This window comes from Sinorhizobium meliloti (assembly GCF_017876815.1).
GTDB lineage: Bacteria > Pseudomonadota > Alphaproteobacteria > Rhizobiales > Rhizobiaceae > Sinorhizobium > Sinorhizobium meliloti.
In genome coordinates, this window is sequence record NZ_JAGIOS010000001.1 from 395,492 (window position 1) to 414,698 (window position 19,207).

At 63.9% G+C, this 19,207-nt stretch carries 18 protein-coding genes; 6 read left to right on the top strand and 12 right to left on the bottom strand.

All coding sequences use genetic code 11. The features are described 5' to 3' along the window. Positions 1–25: 25 nt before the first annotated feature. From JOH52_RS01900 to JOH52_RS01910, 3 genes are all read right to left on the bottom strand, one after another. Entirely contained in the window at positions 26–262 is a 237-nt protein-coding gene (locus JOH52_RS01900; protein ID WP_003533684.1) for a DUF4170 domain-containing protein, read from the bottom strand. 60 nt (positions 263–322) lie between these two features. Continuing rightward, complete coding sequence (locus tag JOH52_RS01905) at positions 323–1,141, bottom strand: 3'(2'),5'-bisphosphate nucleotidase CysQ (protein WP_010968835.1); 819 nt, start codon at positions 1,139–1,141, stop codon at positions 323–325. A 108-nt stretch (positions 1,142–1,249) separates the two neighbouring features. Further along, positions 1,250–2,596, bottom strand: coding sequence for a TldD/PmbA family protein (locus JOH52_RS01910; RefSeq protein ID WP_014529073.1), 1,347 nt, complete (start codon positions 2,594–2,596; stop codon positions 1,250–1,252). Positions 2,597–2,747: 151 nt separating this feature from the next. Between JOH52_RS01910 and JOH52_RS01915 the strand changes: the two genes are divergently transcribed. The 3 genes from JOH52_RS01915 (at position 2,748) to JOH52_RS01925 (ending at position 5,359) form a co-directional block, all read left to right on the top strand. Continuing rightward, on the top strand, positions 2,748–4,580 hold the full coding sequence (locus tag JOH52_RS01915) for a monovalent cation:proton antiporter-2 (CPA2) family protein (RefSeq protein WP_010968833.1): 1,833 nt from the start codon (positions 2,748–2,750) through the stop codon (positions 4,578–4,580). A gap of 138 nt (positions 4,581–4,718) precedes the next feature. After that, positions 4,719–4,973, top strand: coding sequence for a type II toxin-antitoxin system VapB family antitoxin (locus JOH52_RS01920; protein WP_003533689.1), 255 nt, complete (start codon positions 4,719–4,721; stop codon positions 4,971–4,973). Further along, complete coding sequence (locus JOH52_RS01925; RefSeq protein WP_003533691.1) at positions 4,973–5,359, top strand: type II toxin-antitoxin system VapC family toxin; 387 nt, start codon at positions 4,973–4,975, stop codon at positions 5,357–5,359. The genes JOH52_RS01920 and JOH52_RS01925 overlap by 1 nt, the downstream gene beginning before the upstream one ends. A gap of 228 nt (positions 5,360–5,587) precedes the next feature. On the opposite strand, the gene JOH52_RS01930 is transcribed toward JOH52_RS01925, so the two are convergent. The 3 genes from JOH52_RS01930 to JOH52_RS01940 form a co-directional block, all read right to left on the bottom strand. Further along, positions 5,588–6,487: a patatin-like phospholipase family protein gene (locus JOH52_RS01930; RefSeq protein WP_010968832.1), complete on the bottom strand. Its 900-nt coding sequence runs from the start codon at positions 6,485–6,487 to the stop codon at positions 5,588–5,590. A gap of 72 nt (positions 6,488–6,559) precedes the next feature. After that, positions 6,560–7,120 (bottom strand): 16S rRNA (guanine(966)-N(2))-methyltransferase RsmD, encoded by a 561-nt coding sequence (rsmD, locus tag JOH52_RS01935; RefSeq protein ID WP_010968831.1) that lies wholly within the window; start codon positions 7,118–7,120, stop codon positions 6,560–6,562. A gap of 6 nt (positions 7,121–7,126) precedes the next feature. Further along, positions 7,127–8,848 (bottom strand): pseudouridine synthase, encoded by a 1,722-nt coding sequence (locus JOH52_RS01940; protein WP_010968830.1) that lies wholly within the window; start codon positions 8,846–8,848, stop codon positions 7,127–7,129. 74 nt (positions 8,849–8,922) lie between these two features. Here JOH52_RS01940 and JOH52_RS01945 point away from each other — a divergent pair, with 74 nt between their 5' ends. Further along, positions 8,923–9,372, top strand: coding sequence for a nucleoside deaminase (locus tag JOH52_RS01945; protein ID WP_003537305.1), 450 nt, complete (start codon positions 8,923–8,925; stop codon positions 9,370–9,372). Positions 9,373–9,415: 43 nt separating this feature from the next. Here JOH52_RS01945 and JOH52_RS01950 read toward each other — a convergent pair whose 3' ends face one another. From JOH52_RS01950 to JOH52_RS01975, 6 genes are all read right to left on the bottom strand, one after another. Then, the gene (locus JOH52_RS01950; protein ID WP_003537307.1) at positions 9,416–9,895 is read right to left on the bottom strand and encodes a GNAT family N-acetyltransferase; all 480 of its coding nucleotides are present in this window, start codon (positions 9,893–9,895) and stop codon (positions 9,416–9,418) included. Positions 9,896–9,957: 62 nt separating this feature from the next. Further along, complete coding sequence (locus JOH52_RS01955) at positions 9,958–10,578, bottom strand: hypothetical protein (RefSeq protein ID WP_013844080.1); 621 nt, start codon at positions 10,576–10,578, stop codon at positions 9,958–9,960. Between the two features lie 133 nt (positions 10,579–10,711). After that, positions 10,712–13,621, bottom strand: a complete 2,910-nt coding sequence (gene ileS, locus JOH52_RS01960; protein ID WP_010968828.1) for an isoleucine--tRNA ligase — start codon at positions 13,619–13,621, stop codon at positions 10,712–10,714. A 282-nt stretch (positions 13,622–13,903) separates the two neighbouring features. Next, positions 13,904–14,887, bottom strand: coding sequence for a bifunctional riboflavin kinase/FAD synthetase (locus JOH52_RS01965; RefSeq protein WP_010968827.1), 984 nt, complete (start codon positions 14,885–14,887; stop codon positions 13,904–13,906). 13 nt (positions 14,888–14,900) lie between these two features. Beyond that, entirely contained in the window at positions 14,901–15,749 is an 849-nt protein-coding gene (locus JOH52_RS01970; RefSeq protein WP_010968826.1) for a TIGR01459 family HAD-type hydrolase, read from the bottom strand. Between the two features lie 313 nt (positions 15,750–16,062). Continuing rightward, positions 16,063–16,890 (bottom strand): chromate resistance protein ChrB domain-containing protein, encoded by an 828-nt coding sequence (locus JOH52_RS01975; RefSeq protein WP_010968825.1) that lies wholly within the window; start codon positions 16,888–16,890, stop codon positions 16,063–16,065. Positions 16,891–17,158: 268 nt separating this feature from the next. On the opposite strand from JOH52_RS01975, the gene groES reads away from it, so the two are divergent. Both groES and groL read left to right on the top strand, forming a co-directional pair. After that, on the top strand, positions 17,159–17,455 hold the full coding sequence (groES, locus tag JOH52_RS01980; RefSeq protein ID WP_010968824.1) for a co-chaperone GroES: 297 nt from the start codon (positions 17,159–17,161) through the stop codon (positions 17,453–17,455). A 75-nt stretch (positions 17,456–17,530) separates the two neighbouring features. Next, positions 17,531–19,168 carry a chaperonin GroEL gene (gene groL / locus JOH52_RS01985; RefSeq protein ID WP_010968823.1) on the top strand — a complete coding sequence of 546 codons (1,638 nt, stop codon included), beginning with the start codon at positions 17,531–17,533 and terminating at the stop codon, positions 19,166–19,168. Positions 19,169–19,207 lie beyond the last annotated feature (39 nt).

Sequence of the window (19,207 nt, forward strand, 5' to 3'; positions counted from 1 at the left end):
TCCGCCGCGTCCGACGCCGACGGCATTACTTCGCTTCCGGATCGAGCAGGCGATGCATGTGGACGATGAAGTAGCGCATATGCGCATTGTCGACGGTCATCTGGGCCTTGGCTTTCCAGGCGACATGCGCGCTCTCGTAGTCCGGGAAGATGCCGACGATATCCAGATTTTCGAGGTCGCGAAACTGCACGCCGGTTAGCGTCGCCAGTTCGCCGCCGAAGACGAGGTGCAGCCGTTGTTTTTTCTCGGAGTCGTGAGCCATCGAAGTTCCATCTGTGTTCTTATTGGTGTTGGGGTGGTTTGCGGCATTCGCCCCTAAAGGTCAATGGGGCTCAAGCGGCCTGGAGGCGGCGAGCAATGCCGGCAGCGCGGTTCCCGAGGCGGCCCCCAGAACGCCGTGGGTGACAGTCGGGCGGTTGTAGGACAGGGGCTCGCCATCGAGACCGCAAAGCGCCCCGCCGGCGCGCGAAAGGATGAGGTCGGCGGCCGCTAAATCCCAATCGTGCGAATTCCGCTTGACGATCGTACCGTCGATGCGGCCATCCGCGATCATCGCAAGACGATAGGCGAGCGACGGTACGTGCGAGACGCGCATCATCGTGTTGCGATAGGGTAATGCCAGCCTGCCCATGACATCCTCGGCCGCCGCCACCTTCAGCACCGCGCCGGATTCCGCCTCCCGCACGGCAATCGCCTTGCCGTTCTTCCGCGCTTCGCCATCGCGGGTCGCCTGGAATATCTCGTTGAGGGAGGGCGCATAGAGAACGCCGGCCACAGGCTGGCCACGGTGGACGATGGCGACGCTGACGCACCAGAGATCCTTGCCGGCGATGAAGGCCCGGGTGCCGTCGATGGGATCGACGACAAAGACGGTCTCGCGGACGAGGCGGCTTTCGTCGTCGTCGGTCTCCTCCGAAAGCCAGCCATAGTCCGGCCGTGCACCGAGCAGCCGCCCCTTGAGGATGTCGTTGGCGGCGAGGTCGGCCTCGCTCACCGGGGAACGGCCCTCATTTTTCCAGCGGACGTCCAGCGTCTTGCGGAAATAGCCGAGCGCAGTGTCGCCCGCCGCGACTGCAGCAGTAAGAATGAGTTCGAGGTCCTCGTCCCAGGCCGGGAGGATCGAAAGGGCTGTTTCTGACATGCAAATCCTTACACGCGGCGCTGTAGCACTTTGATCTGCTGCATGTTTTTGTCCTTTAATCGGATACGATTAAAGGAAACATGCAGTAGTGCAACGCGCCGCCCACATTCATGTTCCGGCGATGGTCATCCCTTCGACCGCAAGCGTCGGCGCGGCGATGCCGAACTTCCTGTCGATGTCGTCGGCCGGCGTCAGCGCCATGAACATCTGCTTGAGGTTGGAGGCGATCGTGACCTCGGAAACGGGATAGAGGATTTCGCCGTTTTCGATCCAGAAGCCGGAGGCGCCGCGACTATACTCGCCCGTCACCATGTTGACACCCTGGCCGATGAGCTCGGTGACATAGAAGCCGGTGCCGACGCCGCGGATCAGGTCATCGCGCGAGATGGAGCCGGGGTCGAGGGCGAGATTGGTCGAAGCCGGGCTGACCGCCGGCCCGCCGCGAACGCCGCGCCCGTTGGTTTCGAGGCCGAGCTCCCTGGCTGCGGACGTGGACAGGAACCAATGGCGCAGCACGCCATCCTCGACCATCGACAGTTTCGAGCCGCTGACCCCCTCCCCGTCGAAAGGACGCGAGGAGGCGCCGCGGACGATCAACGGATCGTCGGTAACGGCAATGCCCGATTTCATGATCTGCTTGCCCATCATGTCGCGCAGGAAGCTCGTCTTGCGGGCAACCGACGCGCCGTTGATGGCTCCCGCCAGATGACCGGCGAAGCCGCGTGCGACGCGCGGATCGAAAACCACCGTCACGTTCTTCTGCGTCGCGACGCGGCGGGGATTGACGCGGGCCGCCGCCCGTTCGCCGGCGACGCGGCCGATATCCTCGGCAGTGCGGAGCTCATCGAAATAGAGGCGGCTGTCGAAGTCATAGTCGCGCTCCATCTTGGTGCCTTCGCCCGCGATCGCGCTGACGGAGCAGCCGAAACGGGTGGCCATATAGGAGCCGGAAAAACCATGAGACGTGACGAGCACGAGCCCGCCCATGCCGGCCGATGCGCCGGCCCCGCTGGAATTGGTGACTCCGGCGACCGAAAGCGCGGCCCCTTCGGCGGCGAGCGCCGTCTCCGTGAGTGCTTCGGTCGATACGTCGCGACTGTCGAAAAGTTCGAGATCCGGATAGGACTTCGCCAGGCGATCGGGGTCGGCGAGCGATGCGTAAGGATCCTCCGGCGACGCCTTGGCCATCGCCACCGCACGCTCTGCCAGGACCTTCAAATCGAAGCCCGGATTGGCGGAGACGCTGGCAACGCGCCGCCCGACAAAGACCCTGAGCGAGAAATCGTCGCTCTCGGAAGCTTCCGTCGCCTCCACCTTGCCGAGCCGCACCGAAACGGAACGGGAGCGGCCACGCACCACCACGGCATCTGCGGCATCCGCGCCGGCGCGGCGGGCCTGATCGACAAGCTCGGCGGCGCGTTGCTCGAGGACGGCGGAATCGATCGTCTCAGACATGATTTTGGCCTTTCATTCCTGTCCCATTTATTGTGCACTGAAGCATGCATCAAGGGCATCATCGTGATTCCCGCCCCAGCAGCAAAATGATATCCGGCCGAACAAGCCCTCTCCCACGGGCTCCCCGGCCGTTATAGCGGAAGCACCGAGCATGGAAACGACAACGATAATCTATTCGCAGGCGCTCATGCTGCTTGCCGGCGCCGTGGTCGCAGCGCCGCTGTTCAAGCGTCTCGGGCTCGGCACCATCCTCGGCTATCTCGCCGCCGGCATCCTGATCGGTCCCGTCGCCCAGCAAATCACGGAAGGTGAAGAGATCCTGCATGTCTCGGAACTTGGCGTCGTCTTCCTGCTGTTCATCATCGGCCTCGAGCTGAAACCGTCGCGGCTGTGGCAGATGCGGCGCGACATTTTCGGTCTCGGTACGGCGCAGGTCGTGATCACCGGCGCCGTTCTTTCGTTCCTGATCGCGTTCAGCGGTCTTCTCGAAGGCGCCGGCAGCATCGTCGCCGGGTTCGGCCTGGCGCTTTCTTCCACGGCCTTCGCCATGCAGATCCTGGAGGAAAACAACGATACCAACACGCGCTACGGCCAACGCGCCTTCTCCATTCTCCTGCTCCAGGACCTGGCGATCGTGCCTCTGCTTGCCATCATTCCGCTGATGGCGGCGCAAGCGCCGGAGGACACGACCACGCCGCTCGAGGATTTCGCGATCGCGATCGCCGCCGTGGCCGCGCTTTTCGCCGCCGGTCGTTATCTCCTCAATCCGCTCTTCCAGGTGATCGCGCGCACGGGAGCGCGCGACGTCATGATCGCAGCCGCGCTTCTCGTCGTCATGGGCGCGGCGACCATGATGCAGCTCGCCGGCCTTTCCATGGCGATGGGCGCCTTCCTTGCCGGCGTATTGCTGGCGGAATCGTCCTATCGTCACGAGCTGGAGGCCGACATCGAGCCTTTCCGCGGTATCCTCCAGGCGCTTTTCTTCATGGCGGTCGGCCTGTCGCTCGAGCTCCAGGTGGTGGCGGAGAACCTGCTGAGCATCATCATCGCGGTGCCCGTGCTGATGCTGGTGAAGAGTCTGGTCCTTTATGGGCTGTGCCGGGCGACCGGCTCACGCCATAACGACGCCGTCCGCATCGGCCTGCTTCTGCCGCAGGGGGGCGAATTCGGCTTCGTGCTCTTTACCGCAGCCGCTGCGGCCGGCGTCTTCTCGCAAGCCACCTCCTCGCTGCTCGTCGCCATCGTCACGCTCTCCATGGCGTTGACGCCGGTGGCAGCGATGCTCTCCAGGCGGCTGATGCATAAGCAGGACGAACTGGCCGAGGAAATCGAAGAGGATTTCGAGGGTGCCGGCGCCGGCGCCGACGTGCTGATGATCGGTTTTTCCCGCTTCGCCCAGATCGCTTCGCAGATCCTGCTCGCCGGCGGCCGCGACGTAACGATCATCGACCATTCCGCGGCGCGCGTGCGTCAGGCGGCCACATTCGGCTTCCGCATCTATTTCGGCGACGGAACACGCCTCGACGTCCTGAGGGCCGCCGGGATAGAGAAGGCGAAGATCGTCGCAGTGTGCACGCAGAAAAAGGAGGTCACGGACAAGATCATCGATCTCGTCCATGCCGAATACCCGAATGCCCGCATCTTCGCGCGCTCCTACGACCGCCTGCACACGCTGGAACTGCGCGCGCGGGGGGTCGACTACGAACTGCGCGAGACGTTCGAGTCGGGTCTGCTTTTCGGCCGCAAGACGCTCGAGGCGCTCGGCGTGAACGGCGATGAAGCCATTGGCATCATGGACGATATCCGCCGCCGCGACGAGGCAAGGCTGGTGCTCCAGGAAGCGGAGGGCATCACCGCCGGCCGCGACATGCTGCATTCAAGGCCCGTCCGGCCGGAACCGCTGGTAAAGCCGAAGCGTGAAGTCACGCAGCCTGACGACGCTCTGGCGGATCTTGCCGACGAGACGCTGGAAAAGGCGGAGTGATTTCAGGGCCGACATGACCCCCAGGAAGTCCGCGTCACCACCCATTGACCGGCCCTGCTGCCGCATATGGACGTGCGTTCTGGATATCAATGCGCCATTCTGGTAGAATATAGATCGACAGGAACCAGGAAGCATCTGATGGCGCTGAGCATCAAGGACACTGAAACCGAGCAGCTTGCCCGCACACTTGCCCGGCGGACAGGGGAATCCATCACGCTTGCCACCAAGCGTGCCCTCGAAGAACGATTGCGCCGAACCGACACCGCTGCCCGGCGCGCGGCTCTTCTGGAGGATCTGGAAGCCATTCAACGCCGCTGGAATGCCATGCCCGTCCTCGACAGTCGCAGCTCCGATGACATTATCGGTTATGACGAGGATGGACTCCCCTCATAATGGTCATCGACACATCCGCCATTGCCGCGATTGCCTTCAATGAACAGGAGGCCGGAAGTTTCCGCGAAAAAATCGCGGACGACCCGGTTCGGCTCATCTCCGCGGCAACCGCTCTGGAAGCGGCCATGGTAATCGAAACCCGGTTAGGCGAAGCTGCCGGAGCGGAACTTGATCTTTGGCTTTACAAGGCAAACGTGGAGATTGTTGCGGTAACCGCCGAGCATATGGACCAGGCCCGCCGTGCCTGGCGCCGTTTCGGCAAAGGCCGTCATCCGGCCGGTTTGAATTTCGGTGATTGTTTTTCCTATGCCCTGGCCTTTCTGACAAATGAACCGCTTCTCTTCAAGGGAAGCGATTTCTCGCAAACCGATATCCCGGCGGCATAACGCTCGCGCAGCTGGTCCCGCAGGAAGCGGAGGGCATCACCGCCGGCCAACAGTTCATTGGCCCCTCACCCTAGCCCTCTCCCCGTTCTGACGGAAAGAGAGGACGTGCCTGATGATACGACGACGGTCATCGTGGCGAAGGCAGTGCTGCGAGTCCCTTCGCCCCGCCTGCGGGGAGAAGGTGCCGGCAGGCGGATGAGGGGCAGCTGTGGAAGCTCGTGCCCGGCCTTATATCCCTTTCCTCCACCGATCGATGCGCTCTGCCAGCGCGCGCTTCACCTCGTCCTTGGTCCCGCTGGTGGCGGCAAGCAGTTCCTGGGCGCGCAGGAAATCGAGCACGCGGAACCGTCCGACATCGGGACGCAGGAGAATATCCGGTGCGCCGGCCTGCATCTTCATGGTGATGATCGACTGCATCATCAACTGGGTCGCGCCGAACAGGCTGTCGATACGGCTCGGGATCGTCTCGCCGTCACCGTCCGGCCCGCCGACGACATCGACGGCGACGACGATATCTGCCAGTCCGCGCAGGTGATCGAAGGGGATCGGATTATAGATGCCGCCGTCGATCATCACGCGGCCGTCGATCTTCACCGGCATGAAGACCGCCGGCAGGGCGCAGGAGGCAGCGAGCGCCTTGTAGAGGTCGCCGCTTTCGCATACCCGCTCCGTCTGCCCGTAATAGTCCGTGACGATGATTTTAAGGGGGAGTGCCAGATCGGAGAAGCGGAGAGGCACCGCCTCGGGCAGGAAGGCCTTCAGCACGCGCTCTATATTGAACTGGCCGACGCGGAAACCGCTCGCCACAGCCTCGGCAAGACTGGTCGGCCTCAGTCGCCATAGGCGGTTGAGCACCTCCCCACGCCGGCCGACGGTCGAAAGCACGTGTTCGCGGATTTCCTTCCCGCTCATGCCAGCGGCCACGCCCGCGCCCATGAGGGCGCCGATCGACGAACCGGCCACGACTGCGGGGCGGAGCCCCATCTCATCGAGCGCCTCGATGACATGGATGTGGGCAAGTCCCCGCGCACCGCCTCCGCCGAGCGCAAGCGCGATGGTCGGCTCTCCCTCGCTACCCGCGGCTTTGCGTATCGTGGATAGGTTCTGCTCCATCGCCACCTCCGTCATCGGCCATCCTGCACGACGGGCAGGCCGAGATCACGCGGAATCTGAGCCGCTCCGGCCGACTTTGCGCCGATCTCAGACGCCTCGGAAGCGCAAAAAATGCATCAGCGTGTCGCCGAAGGCGCGTTCATCGACCGATTCGAAACTTTCGGAAAACTGCGGCCGGACGTCCGCGCGCTCCTCCAGGATTGCAAGGGCACCCGGAACGAGCCAACCGCCGCGGGCGGCCGCGCTCAGAGCGCGTTCGCCGAGGCCCTTGCCATAGGGCGGATCTGCGAACACCAGATGAAACGGCTCCATCGTCCCGACCGGCCCGAGATCTGTCGCGTCGCGGCGAAAGATCTTGGCCCGGCCCTGAAGGCCGAGCGCCTCGATATTGATGCGCAGCAGCCCGCGTCCCTCGACCCCTTGCTCGACGAAGAGAACCTGCCGGCAACCGCGCGATAGCGCCTCGAGCCCGATGGCCCCCGTGCCCGCGAAAAGATCGAGAACGCGCGTTCCGTCAAGCGCCTCCGGATAGGCGTGGCTCAGGATGTTGAACAGGCTCTCGCGCGCGCGGTCCGTGGTCGGGCGGATATCGTCCGATTTCGGCGCGGCCAGCGTGCGGCCGCGGAATTCTCCACCGACGATGCGCACGGCCGCCTACTTCCCCCTGCCCTGCGGCCCCTTGCCCGGCGGCTTACCGCCGCCCGGACGATTGCCGGGCTTGCCGCCACCCGGACGACCGCCGGGCTTGCCTTCAGCGGGTCTGCTGCCGGCGGGCTTTCCGGCACGCGGGCCGGACGAACGATGGGCGGCCGGCTTTCCCGAAGCCGGCTTTGCAGCAACCGGTTTTCCGCCGGCACTCGCGCGTGGCCGGTCGCCGGCAAAGCTCTTCTTGCCGTCGCCACGCGGCGGCCGAGCGCTCTCCTTGCGTCCTTCGGACGAGGTGCGGTCGTCGGCCGGGCGGACCGCTCGCTCGCCATTGGGCCGGCGCGGCGGACGGTCGCCATGGTCGCGGGATTTCCGCTCCGCGCTTTCGAGCGGGCGACGCCTCTCGAAGCCGCCGGCGCCCGCGGCGTCCTTGCGACCGGCGGATTTACCCGCCTTGCCCTGGCGTTCCGCATCGAAACCGCCCGCTTTCGCCGCAGCGTCCTTCGGGCGGTCGCGGCGTTTACCTTCCGCAGGCGCGCGCCGCGCCCCCTTCGGCGACAGGTCGTCCTCCGCTGCCTTCGGCTTTTTCTCGACGGTCGGACGCGCACCCGGCGCCATCCAGACGTTGGAAGAGCGGTTACGCCGGACTGGCGGGCGCGCCGGACGCTCCTCCGGCTTCCCGCGGCTGCGGCCGCGTTCGCTCGGGCGACCATCGTCGCGGCGGGTATCGAGGCGGGCAAGAGCACGCTCGCGCTTGTCCTCGGCCTTCTCGCGCTTGCTGCCCCATTCCGCCTTGCCGTGATCGGCGGGCTCCGCTTCGGGCTCGGCAGCAGCCGGCTGGTCGTTATAGATCGGCGCGTCGAAATTCGCCTTGGAGTCGGCTATCAGCCGTGGCCCTAGCTGTTCGCGCAGCGTGCGGCCGCGTATTTCCTGAACCTGGCCGATCGGCAGCTCGCCGAGCTGGAACGGACCGTAGGAGATGCGGATCAGCCGGTTGACGTCGAGGCCGAGCGCGCCGAGGACATTCTTGATCTCACGGTTCTTGCCTTCCCGCAGGCCCATGGTGATCCAGACGTTCGAACCTTGCACCCGATCCAGCGTCGCCTCGATCGCTCCGTAAAGGACGCCGTCTACCGCGATGCCTTCCTTCAGACGGTCGAGCGCCTCCTGATCGATTTCCCCGTGCGCCCGCACGCGGTAGCGGCGCAGCCAGCCGGTCGACGGCAGCTCGAGCACGCGCGCAAGCCCGCCGTCGTTCGTCAGGAGCAGCAGGCCCTCGGTATTGATGTCGAGGCGACCGACCGACAGAACGCGCGGCAGTTCTTCGGGCAGGTTCTCGAAGACCGTCGGACGGCCTTCCGGATCGGCATTGGTCGTCACGAGGCCGCCCGGCTTGTGATAGAGCCAGAGACGCGTCCGTTCGATGCCGCGGATCGGATGGCCGTCGACCTCGATCCTGTCGGCGAGCGTCGCATTGACGACCGGCGTGTCGAGCACGACGCCATTAAGGCTCACCCGCCCTTCCATGATCATCCTCTCGACGTCGCGACGCGATGCGACGCCTGCGCGTGACAGGATCTTCGAAATGCGCTGCGGCTCGTCCGCACCGGCGGGCGCCGCCGGACCACTGCCGGCTGCCCGTGCCGCTGGCTTCTCGCTGCCGGAATGAGGTTTCTTGTCGCGACCCTTGGCCTTGCCGCCGGGCCTCGTGGGCTTGTCTTTGGATGTCATTTGTGTTGCCTGCCTTTTGCGGCTGTCCTATCAGGTCGTAGGCCGTGGGTTAAGAGGAAATTGTCGAACGAACAATGGCAGAAACGGCGCGCTTCATGCAGGCGGCCCTTCAGGAGGCCCGAAAAGCGGCGGCACGCGGCGAAGTGCCGATCGGCGCCGTCGTCGTGCTCGACGGCAAGATGATCGCCGCTGCAGGAAACCGCACCCGCGAACTCAACGACATCACCGCCCATGCGGAGATCGAGGCCATCCGCCACGCCGCGGCGGCCGTCGGCGACGAGCGTCTTTCGGGAGCCGACCTCTATGTCACTCTCGAGCCCTGCACCATGTGTGCGGCCGCGATCTCCTTCGCTCGCATCCGCCGCCTCTATTATGGCGCGGAGGATCCGAAAGGCGGCGCGGTCGACAACGGCGTCAGGTTCTATGCTTCTCCCACCTGCCACCACGTGCCGGATGTCTATTCCGGTCTTGCCGAGCGGGAGGCCGCCGACATTCTGCGCGAATTCTTCGCCGGCCGGCGTTAAAAGCACTTCGGGGTAGCGTTTTCCCCGGGGAGCGCGTGAAGTGTCAGTCCGCTGCGAACGCTTCCAGCCCCTTGCCGGCGAGCCGGTAACGCGTCCATTCCGACATGGGCTCCGCCCCGACGGCCTCATAGACGCGGATGGCGGGCTCGTTCCAGTCAAGCACGCTCCATTCGAAGCGGCCGCAGCCTTCCGCGACTGCCGTCCGCGCCAGGTGCTTCAGGAGCGCCTTGCCGGCGCCCGAGCCCCTAAACTCCGGCGAGACGTAAAGATCCTCCAGATAAAGCCCCTTGCGCGCCTGCCAGGTGGAATAGCTGTAGAACCAGATGGCAAAGCCCGCGGGCTTGCCGTCCGCTTCGCAGATCACGGCGCGCGCGACGGCATCGGCTCCGAAGAGCGACTCGTGCACGCGCTCGACGGTCGCCTCGACCTCGTGCGGCGCCTTTTCATAAGTTGCGAGTTCCGTAATGAAACGGAGGATCGTCGCAGCGTCACCGGGAACGGCATCGCGAATGCTGATAGCCATGGCTTAGGACCAATTCCAAAACTTGGATGCGAGCGGAACCGCGCGCACTTTCTCATTCCGCTCTAAAACGGCCAGTACCACTTGCTTCCGGAGTTCTTGATCTGCGCCTCCTTCTTGCGGCGGCGCTCCTTGTCCTTCTCCGGTTCCCCGAGATCGACTTCGGAGCCCTCCGGCAGTCGACGGTATTCGAGCGGCGGGTCGCTCAGGAAGCGGCGCTTGTCCGAGTAGGCGCCCTGCTCGATCTTACGCGCCTGGCGATAGGCCTCCTGCTGCTCCTTGGCGGAAAGGCGGCGGCCGTTGGCATTCGCTTTTGCCAGCGGCGAGACGTAGTTGGGATCGTTCTTGTTGGCGTCCGCCTCGTCGCGCAGACGCGCGCGCGTCTCTTCGGGAGACTCGACCCAGGCCGGGTTGGCCTCGCGGCTTGCAAGCGACTGCTGCGGCTCGACAAGAGCGGTCTGCTGCTGTTGCGGCGGCAGCACCAAACCGGGGCGCGGCTGATACTTGACCGGATCCTTCTTCGCGGGAGCGAGGCTGACCGCGCTGCCGAGATCGTCGAGCAAATGCTCGCCAGCCGTCTTGTCCGTGCCATAGGTCGGGCCGCCGATGCAGCCGGAAAGCACCAGGCCTCCCGCCAGGATGGCGGCAATGCCGGCGGCCAATCGCAACTCTCGCGTCATTCCCATGAGATTCCTTCCAGCCGGCCGCGTCTCGCATGATGCGGCCATTCAGCGCCCCATGGCGGAAAAATCCGCCAAATTTCGGGCAGGTTTTACCGGATGAAGAGCCTGAGTGCAATTCACCCGGTAAACCGATCGATTACGGCTTGAAGCCGAGCTCCCGCAGGGCAGCCGCGTCGCGCGCGGAGACGTCCGGATAGAGCGGATCGGAGCCGACATCGGTGGTGATTCGCCAGGAGCGGGCGCATTTGCGGCCCTCGGCGAGTTTCGGTACGACGCTGACTTTGGCGACGTCCGGCAGCCTGAACGCATCCTCCGGGCCATCGCCGCCGTCGACTTCGATTGCCGAGGTGATGCAGATCTCGGCGAAGTCCTGGCCGTTGAGCGCCTGGAGCAGATCCGGATCGGCGACATGGACGGCCGGCGCCGCCTCCAGCGAAGAGCCGATGCGCTTTTCCTTGCGCTCGATCTCGAGCGCGCCGGTCACCACCTTGCGGACTTCGCGGATCTTCCGCCATTTCTCGGCGAGCGCGTCGTTGCGCCATTCCGCCGGGACCGTTGGGAACTGTTCGAGATGCACGGAGACGGCTTGCGGGTTGCGCGAAAGCCAGGCCTCCTCCGCGGTGAAGGGCAGCATGGGTGCAAGCCAAGTCACCAGGCAATCGAAAAGGGTACGGATGACCTGCAGGGCCGCGCGGCGGCGCAGCGACGAAGGTGCGTCGCAGTAAAGCGCATCCTTGCGGATATCGAAATAGAAAGCCGAGAGTTCGACATTCGAGAAATCGATGAGCGCCCGGGCAATCCTCTTGAAGTCGAAGGCGTCGTAACCTTCGCGCACCAGCCGGTCGAGTTCGGCAAGGCGATGCAGCATCAGCCGTTCGAGCTCCGGCATGTCGGAAAGCGCTACGACCTCGCCCTTGTCGTGGGCGAGCGTGCCGAGCATCCAGCGGATCGTGTTGCGCAGCTTGCGGTATGCGTCGATGTTCGTCTGGATGATGGTCTTGCCGAGGCGCTGGTCTTCCCAATAGTCCGTCGTCATGACCCAGAGGCGCAGGATGTCGGCGCCGGCATCCTTCATCACCTCCTGGGGCGTGACGGTATTGCCCTTCGACTTCGACATCTTCTCGCCCTTCTCATCCATGGTGAAGCCATGGGTGATGACGGCGTTGTAGGGGGCGCGGCCGCGCGTCGCGCAGCTTTCGAGCAGCGAGGAATGGAACCAGCCGCGGTGCTGGTCGGACCCTTCGAGATAGACGTCGGCCGGCCATTTCAGGTCCGGACGGTCCTCGAGCGTGAAGGTGTGGGTCGACCCGGAATCGAACCATACGTCCAGGATGTCCGTGACCTGGTGCCAGCGGGCATGATCGTGGTCGTTGCCGAGGAAGCGCTCTTTCGCGCCTTCTGCGAACCACGCGTCCGCTCCTTCCTTCTCGAAGGCTACGAGGATGCGGGCATTGACCTCGTCGTCCACGAGGATTTCGCCCTCATCGTCGGCGAAGATCGCGATCGGCACACCCCAGGCGCGCTGGCGCGAAAGCACCCAGTCGGGGCGCTGCTCGATCATCGCCCGGAGACGGTTCTGGCCGGCGCCGGGCACGAAACGGGTTTCGTCGATCGCGTTCAACGCGCGCGATCGCAGCGTCGTGCCGTCGCCGAAATCCTTGTCCATGGTGACGAACCATTGCGGCGTGTTGCGGAAGATGACCGGCTTCTTCGACCGCCAGGAATGCGGATAGGAATGCTTCAACCGGCCGCGCGCGAAGAGCGCGTGGCGGCCGATCAGAGCCTTGATGACGCGCTCATTGGCGTCACCCTTCTTGCCCTTGTCGTCGATGACGCGGCCGGCGCCGCCTTCCGCATCCGGACCGAAACCGGGGGCGTCGGCGGTGAAATAGCCGGCATCGTCGACCGGGAACGGGATGGTGGACGAGATGCCGCGTTCCTCGAGGAGACGGACATTGTCCATCCAGGCCTCGAAGTCTTCGCGACCATGGCTCGGCGCCGTGTGGACGAAGCCGGTGCCGGCATCGTCGGTGACGTGCTCGCCATCGAGGAGCGGCACGCTGAAAGCGTAGCCTCCGCCCAGGCCATGGAGCGGATGGGCGCAGGTGATCGCCGCCAGTTCGCCCGCTTCGATATCGCGCACGAAATTGAACGTGACCTTCGCCTTGGCCGCCGACTCGTCCGCGAGCCGCTTGGCGAAGATCAGCTTCTCGCCCGGCTGCGGGCCGTAGTCGTTCTCGGCGGTCGCGACCTCATAGAGCCCATAGGCGTATCGCGACGAATAGGCGATCGCGCGGTTGCCGGGGATCGTCCAGGGGGTTGTCGTCCAGATGACGACAAAGGCGCCGGCAAGCGCTTCGGGCCCCTCGGTCACCGGGAACTTCACCCAGATCATGTCGCTTTCGACGTCGGCATATTCGACCTCGGCCTCGGCAAGTGCAGTCCGCTCGACGACGGACCACATGACCGGCTTCGAGCCGCGATAGAGCTGACCGGATCTGGCGATCTTCATCAGCTCGCCGGCGATGCGCGCTTCCGCGTGGAAGTTCATCGTGGTGTAGGGGTTTTCGAAGTCGCCCTCGATGCCGAGGCGCTTGAACTCCTCGGTCTGGATCCCGATCCAGCCGCTGGCGAATTCACGGCATTCCTTACGGAACTCGTTGACCGGTACCTCGTCCTTGTTCTTGCCTTTCTCCCGGTACTTCTCCTCGATCTTCCATTCGATCGGAAGACCGTGGCAGTCCCAGCCCGGCACGTAATTGGCGTCGAAACCGCGCATCTGGAACGAGCGGTTGATCACATCCTTGAGGATCTTGTTCAGCGCGTGGCCGATATGGATGTTGCCGTTGGCATAGGGCGGGCCGTCGTGCAGGACGAACTTCTCGCGTCCGGCAGCGGACGCGCGGAGCTTTTTGTAAAGCTCCATCTTCTGCCAGCGGGCGACGGTCTCCGGCTCCTTCTGCGGCAGGCCGGCCCGCATCGGAAAGTCCGTTTGCGGCAGGTAGAGAGTGGAAGAATAGTCGATCTTTTCAGCGGTCTCGGTCATGGTTTTCGCATTCGTCTTTTCCGCGCGGGGCAGTCACGCAGGCGGAAGGGTTCGGTAATCTCGAAGATGAATGGGGGCGTTGAAACGCCGAAATCCCGGACCTTCCGGCGCAGACTAGAGCGCGCGGAAAGCCGGGCCAATAATTCGCTGATCGATGATCACTCGATGGAACCGGGTCATGTGGCCGGTTCTTTAAGGCGTTTTCCGCCTTTTGAAAAGGTCCGCCGGCCGCACATGCCCGAATTCTTTGACGCATCGGGTGGCACAGGGCCCTGGCGCCGCTCAGGCGAAATTGAGCCTGCGGTCGATCCCGCTCAGGGGCTGGACGCCCGCAAGCAGCGCGCGCGCCTCGCTCTCGTCCTTGCGCATCTGGACCATCAATGGCTCCAGACCGTCGAACTTGAGTTCGTCGCGCAATCGGCCGAAGAAGGATACGGCGCAGATCTCGCCGTAGAGATCCGCGGAGAAATCGAAAACGAAGGTCTCCAGCAGGGCTTCGCCGTCGCTGTCGACGGTCGGGCGACGGCCGAAGCTTGCGACACCGTCATGGAGCGACCCGTCCGCCCTGCGGAAACGCACCGCATAGATGCCGCTTTTAAGCTCCGCCTCTGGCGGCAGGCGCATGTTCGCGGTCGGATAGCCGAGCGTGCGGCCGAGCTTCTTGCCGTCGATGACTTCGGCTTCGACCGTATAGCGATAGCCAAGCAGCCCGGCCGCGTGCGGAACGTCGCCGTCGGCGAGCAGGGAGCGAATGAAACTCGAGGAAATCACGGCGGCGTTTTCGTCGCGGAAGGCATCCACGAGCGTCACGCCGAATCCCTCGCGCTCCCCGGCCGCCATCAGGAAGGCCGGCCCGCCTTCCCGCCCCTTGCCGAAATGGAAATCGAAACCGGTGACGACATGGGAGGCGTGCAGCCATTCGCGAAGGATGCTATGAATGAAGTCGGAGGCCGAAAGCTCCGAAAAGCTCCGGTCGAAGGGATATTCGATGACGGCCCCAAAGCCCATTCCCTCGAGGATGCGGGCTTTCAGCGGTGCCGGGGTGAGGCGGAATACCGGCGTGTCGGGCCGGAACACGGTACGCGGATGCGGCTCGAAGGTGAGCACGAGCGCCGGAACGGCCCGCTTCACGGCCTCCTCCAGCGCGCGGTTCAGCACCGACTGATGGCCGCGGTGCACGCCGTCGAAATTGCCGATCGCGACCACACCGCCGCGAAGATGTTCGGGCAGCGGATCGCGGGTCTCGTTGCGGTGAAAAACGGTCATGCCGATCGTCCCGTCATGCCAGCCGCGGCATCCACCATTTCGGCTGGGCCCCATTCTGCCTCAGAAAGGCCATGAGCCTGGCTTCGTCGGTCCGGCTTTCGTGCATGTATTCCTGCGCATGGATGCCCGCGCTGATGTAGAGCAGGTCGAAGCCGGCATCCTGTGCGCCCTTGACGTCGGTCGGCATCCCGTCGCCGATGGCGATGACGCGCGAAAGATCGAAGGCACCCCTGGCGGCCTTGGCCTCCGCGAGAGCGGCGCGATAGATCGCGATATAGGGCTTGCCGGCAATGCGGGCCTCGCCGCCGAGCTCTTCATAGAGTTTGGCGATGGCACCGGCACAGGGGATGAGCCTATGTCCGCGCTCCACGACGAGATCGGGGTTGGCGCAGATGAACGGTATTTTCCGCTTGGCGAGCCCCGTCAGCGTCGCGCGGTAGTGCTCGGGCGTCTCGGTCTCGTCATCGTAGAAGCCGGCGCAGACGATCGTCTCGGCCTCGTCGGCGGATACGATCTCGGTGCCGAGCCCTTCAAGCAGCGGCAGATCCCGGTCCGCCCCGATAAAGAAGATGCGATTGTCGGCCGCCGCGATCAGCGCCTGCGTCACGTCCCCGGAAGTGACGATACGGTCATAGGCTTCGTCGGGGACGCCGAGGCCGCGGATCTGCACCGTGACGCCCGGATGCGGCCGGGGTGAATTGGTGATGAGAACGACGGTGAGCCCCTGGGCGCGCGCCTCGGCCAGCGCTTCGCAGGCGGATGCAAAGGCTTGAATGCCGTTGTGAAGCACACCCCAGACGTCGCAAAGGACAACGTCGTAGCGACCGGCGATTTCCCGAAAACTGTTGATCCTGACGGCCATGCTGGCTTCCTGCAAACTCGGCTTTCCGGCTGACATCGCAAGGAAGGGGCAAGAATACAAGCCTTACGCCGAGAAAAACGCGGCACTTCCCAAGGATTTTAAAGCAATTCCGGGAAGCGGCGCGTTGAAGCTCCGGTCGGTTTTGTCGGCGCGCATGGCGATGCGCTTGAATTCCTCGAGTGCCGACTGCGCGGCCTATTGCATGTTTCCTTTGGCAGGAAACGGATCCTGCAGTCTCGCCTCTTCCAGGGATGTGGTAATCAAACAAGCCGCGGCGGGAAGGCGGGCGCGGCTTCCACGGCTGTCCCTCCGTTCATGGCCTTTTCCCCTTTCCGCCATGCGATACCCAGTCGTGCTTTTCCTGCGTCGCATCACGCGCCCAGCGATAGAGCGCATCATAGATCGTCATCCCCGCCTCGAGCTGTTCGAGATCATCGGCATACATGCGCGATAGGCCGAGTGAAACGGCAAGCAGCCCCGCCGCCTCCGGTTCCAGTTCGCGCCTGTCCGTGTCGGCGCCGCGGACGATACGGGCGACGTGCTCCAGCGCGGGGAACGAGAGACCGAATTCCTTGACCATCGTGTCGAAGGTGCATTCCTCGCCGCGATGGCTCCAGAAGACGCCCTCGATGTCGAACGGCGTCGCACCGAAGCGCTCGCCGACCGCCTCGACCTCCGCCGGCGTGACATAAAGAAACCGGGCACGCGGGTCGACGAAGCGCCGGATCAGCCAGGGGCAGGCTATGCGGTCGATCTTCGGCCGCGATCGGGTCACCCAGACGGATCCCCCCGCAGGGTCTGAATTCGGAAGGCTTGCGACCGGAACGAGCGGCAGTCCCGCGGCCCGCCACGCTTCGATACCGCCGTCGAGTATCTCCGCAGCCGCGCCTGCATGACGCAGCCATGCGGCGGCACCCTCGCTGAGTTTGCCGCCGTGCTTGCAGAGCACGACAACCCAGCCGCCGCGGTATTCCTCGGCCCATTGCGGCACGTGAACATGGCCGCGATGGAAGGAGCCCGGCACGAGATGATGATCGGCTGCGAAGTCGTCGTCATCGCGCACATCGATGACGACGGGCGCCTTGGGAGTACCAACGAGACGAGCGAGTTTTTCGGATGAGATGGAGTTGAACGATGCCATGATACGACGTCCTTTAGATCGTTAGCGGACGCGAAATTCCGGCATGGCGCCTCGTGAGGCATTCGCTTACCCCATGGCACTCATCAAACAAAAGTGCGGCCGGTCTGTCAACGATCATGGCCGGCAAAAAATCTCGGAGCCTATCCTTGACTCATTTCACGGCCAGCCTTATCTCGGCTGGCGCTAGCACTCGCTTGATATGAGTGCTAACACCCATCTGGCGGGTCCATCCGTGACCCGCAGTGTCATTTGATCGAGGGATTAGACAATGGCAAGCACCAATTTCCGTCCGCTGCACGACCGCGTTGTCGTCCGCCGCGTCGAGTCTGAAGAAAAGACCAAGGGCGGCATCATCATTCCGGACACCGCTAAGGAAAAGCCGCAGGAAGGCGAAATCGTGGCTGTCGGTTCGGGTGCCCGTGACGAAAGCGGCAAGGTTGTTCCGCTCGACGTGAAGGCTGGCGACCGCATCCTGTTCGGCAAGTGGTCCGGCACCGAAGTCAAGATCAACGGCGAAGACCTTCTGATCATGAAGGAAGCCGACATCATGGGTGTCATCGGCTGATCGCCGGCAACCCTTCAAACTTCCGCAATTTGAAACCGGACCAGTTCCGGAATTTCGAAACCAGGAGCTTTCAAAATGGCAGCTAAAGAAGTCAAGTTCGGCCGCAGCGCGCGCGAAAAGATGCTGCGCGGCGTCGACATCCTCGCCGATGCAGTCAAGGTGACGCTCGGCCCGAAGGGCCGCAACGTCGTTATCGACAAGTCGTTCGGCGCGCCGCGCATCACCAAGGACGGCGTTTCGGTCGCCAAGGAGATCGAACTCGAAGACAAGTTCGAGAACATGGGCGCCCAGATGGTCCGCGAAGTCGCTTCGAAGACCAACGACATTGCCGGTGACGGCACGACGACTGCAACCGTTCTCGCCCAGGCGATCGTTCGCGAAGGCGCGAAGGCCGTTGCCGCCGGCATGAACCCGATGGACCTGAAGCGCGGTATCGACCTGGCTGTCGCCGAAGTCGTCAAGGACCTGCTCGCCAAGGCCAAGAAGATCAACACCTCGGACGAAGTCGCCCAGGTCGGCACGATCTCGGCAAACGGCGAAAAGCAGATCGGTCTCGACATTGCGGAAGCGATGCAGAAGGTCGGCAACGAAGGCGTCATCACGGTTGAAGAAGCCAAGACCGCCGAGACCGAGCTCGAAGTCGTCGAAGGCATGCAGTTCGACCGCGGCTACCTGTCGCCCTATTTCGTCACCAACCCGGAAAAGATGGTCGCCGACCTCGAAGACGCTTTCATTCTCCTGCACGAGAAGAAGCTCTCCAACCTCCAGGCGATGCTCCCGGTTCTCGAAGCCGTCGTGCAGACCGGCAAGCCGCTCCTCATCATCGCTGAAGACGTCGAAGGCGAAGCACTCGCAACGCTCGTCGTCAACAAGCTGCGTGGCGGCCTGAAGATCGCTGCCGTCAAGGCCCCGGGCTTCGGCGACCGCCGCAAGGCCATGCTCGAAGACATCGCCATCCTGACAGGCGGCACGGTGATCTCGGAAGACCTCGGCATCAAACTCGAAAGCGTCACGCTCGACATGCTCGGCCGCGCTAAGAAGGTTTCGATCACCAAGGAAAACACGACGATCGTCGACGGCGCCGGCCAGAAGTCCGACATCGAAGGCCGCGTCGCTCAGATCAAGGCCCAGATCGAAGAAACCACCTCCGACTACGACCGTGAGAAGCTGCAGGAGCGCCTTGCCAAGCTCGCCGGCGGCGTCGCTGTCATCCGCGTCGGCGGTGCGACGGAAGTCGAAGTGAAGGAAAAGAAGGACCGCATCGACGACGCCCTCAACGCGACGCGGGCTGCCGTTCAGGAAGGCATCGTACCGGGCGGCGGCGTTGCCCTGCTGCGTTCTTCCGTCAAGATCACCGTCAAGGGTGAGAACGACGATCAGGACGCCGGCGTCAACATCGTTCGCCGCGCTCTGCAGTCTCCGGCCCGTCAGATCGTTGAAAACGCTGGCGACGAAGCCTCCATCGTTGTCGGCAAGATCCTCGAGAAGAACACCGACGACTTCGGCTACAACGCTCAGACCGGCGAGTATGGCGACATGATCGCCATGGGCATCATCGACCCGGTCAAGGTCGTTCGCACCGCGCTTCAGGACGCAGCCTCGGTTGCTTCGCTGCTCATCACCACCGAAGCCATGATCGCCGAACTGCCGAAGAAGGACGCTCCGGCAATGCCTGGCGGCATGGGCGGAATGGGTGGAATGGACATGATGTGATAAGGCGACAGCCTTAGCACGATCCATCCGGATCTGAAG

Bases quoted from the DNA above. Each gene is read 5' to 3' on its own strand.
- JOH52_RS01910 (WP_014529073.1), bottom strand. From the start codon at position 2,596: ATGTCTGAGACGATCGATTCCGCCGTCCTCGAGCAACGCGCCGCCGAG.
- JOH52_RS01945 (WP_003537305.1), top strand. From the start codon at position 8,923: ATGGCAGAAACGGCGCGCTTCATGCAGGCGGCCCTTCAGGAGGCCCGA.
- JOH52_RS01925 (WP_003533691.1), top strand. From the start codon at position 4,973: ATGGTCATCGACACATCCGCCATTGCCGCGATTGCCTTCAATGAACAG.
- JOH52_RS01950 (WP_003537307.1), bottom strand. From the start codon at position 9,895: ATGGCTATCAGCATTCGCGATGCCGTTCCCGGTGACGCTGCGACGATC.
- JOH52_RS01905 (WP_010968835.1), bottom strand. From the start codon at position 1,141: ATGTCAGAAACAGCCCTTTCGATCCTCCCGGCCTGGGACGAGGACCTC.
- JOH52_RS01940 (WP_010968830.1), bottom strand. From the start codon at position 8,848: ATGACATCCAAAGACAAGCCCACGAGGCCCGGCGGCAAGGCCAAGGGT.
- groL (WP_010968823.1), top strand. From the start codon at position 17,531: ATGGCAGCTAAAGAAGTCAAGTTCGGCCGCAGCGCGCGCGAAAAGATG.
- JOH52_RS01975 (WP_010968825.1), bottom strand. From the start codon at position 16,890: ATGGCATCGTTCAACTCCATCTCATCCGAAAAACTCGCTCGTCTCGTT.
- JOH52_RS01900 (WP_003533684.1), bottom strand. From the start codon at position 262: ATGGCTCACGACTCCGAGAAAAAACAACGGCTGCACCTCGTCTTCGGC.
- JOH52_RS01955 (WP_013844080.1), bottom strand. From the start codon at position 10,578: ATGGGAATGACGCGAGAGTTGCGATTGGCCGCCGGCATTGCCGCCATC.
- JOH52_RS01920 (WP_003533689.1), top strand. From the start codon at position 4,719: ATGGCGCTGAGCATCAAGGACACTGAAACCGAGCAGCTTGCCCGCACA.
- groES (WP_010968824.1), top strand. From the start codon at position 17,159: ATGGCAAGCACCAATTTCCGTCCGCTGCACGACCGCGTTGTCGTCCGC.
- JOH52_RS01915 (WP_010968833.1), top strand. From the start codon at position 2,748: ATGGAAACGACAACGATAATCTATTCGCAGGCGCTCATGCTGCTTGCC.
- ileS (WP_010968828.1), bottom strand. From the start codon at position 13,621: ATGACCGAGACCGCTGAAAAGATCGACTATTCTTCCACTCTCTACCTG.
- JOH52_RS01970 (WP_010968826.1), bottom strand. From the start codon at position 15,749: ATGGCCGTCAGGATCAACAGTTTTCGGGAAATCGCCGGTCGCTACGAC.
- JOH52_RS01930 (WP_010968832.1), bottom strand. From the start codon at position 6,487: ATGACGGAGGTGGCGATGGAGCAGAACCTATCCACGATACGCAAAGCC.
- JOH52_RS01965 (WP_010968827.1), bottom strand. From the start codon at position 14,887: ATGACCGTTTTTCACCGCAACGAGACCCGCGATCCGCTGCCCGAACAT.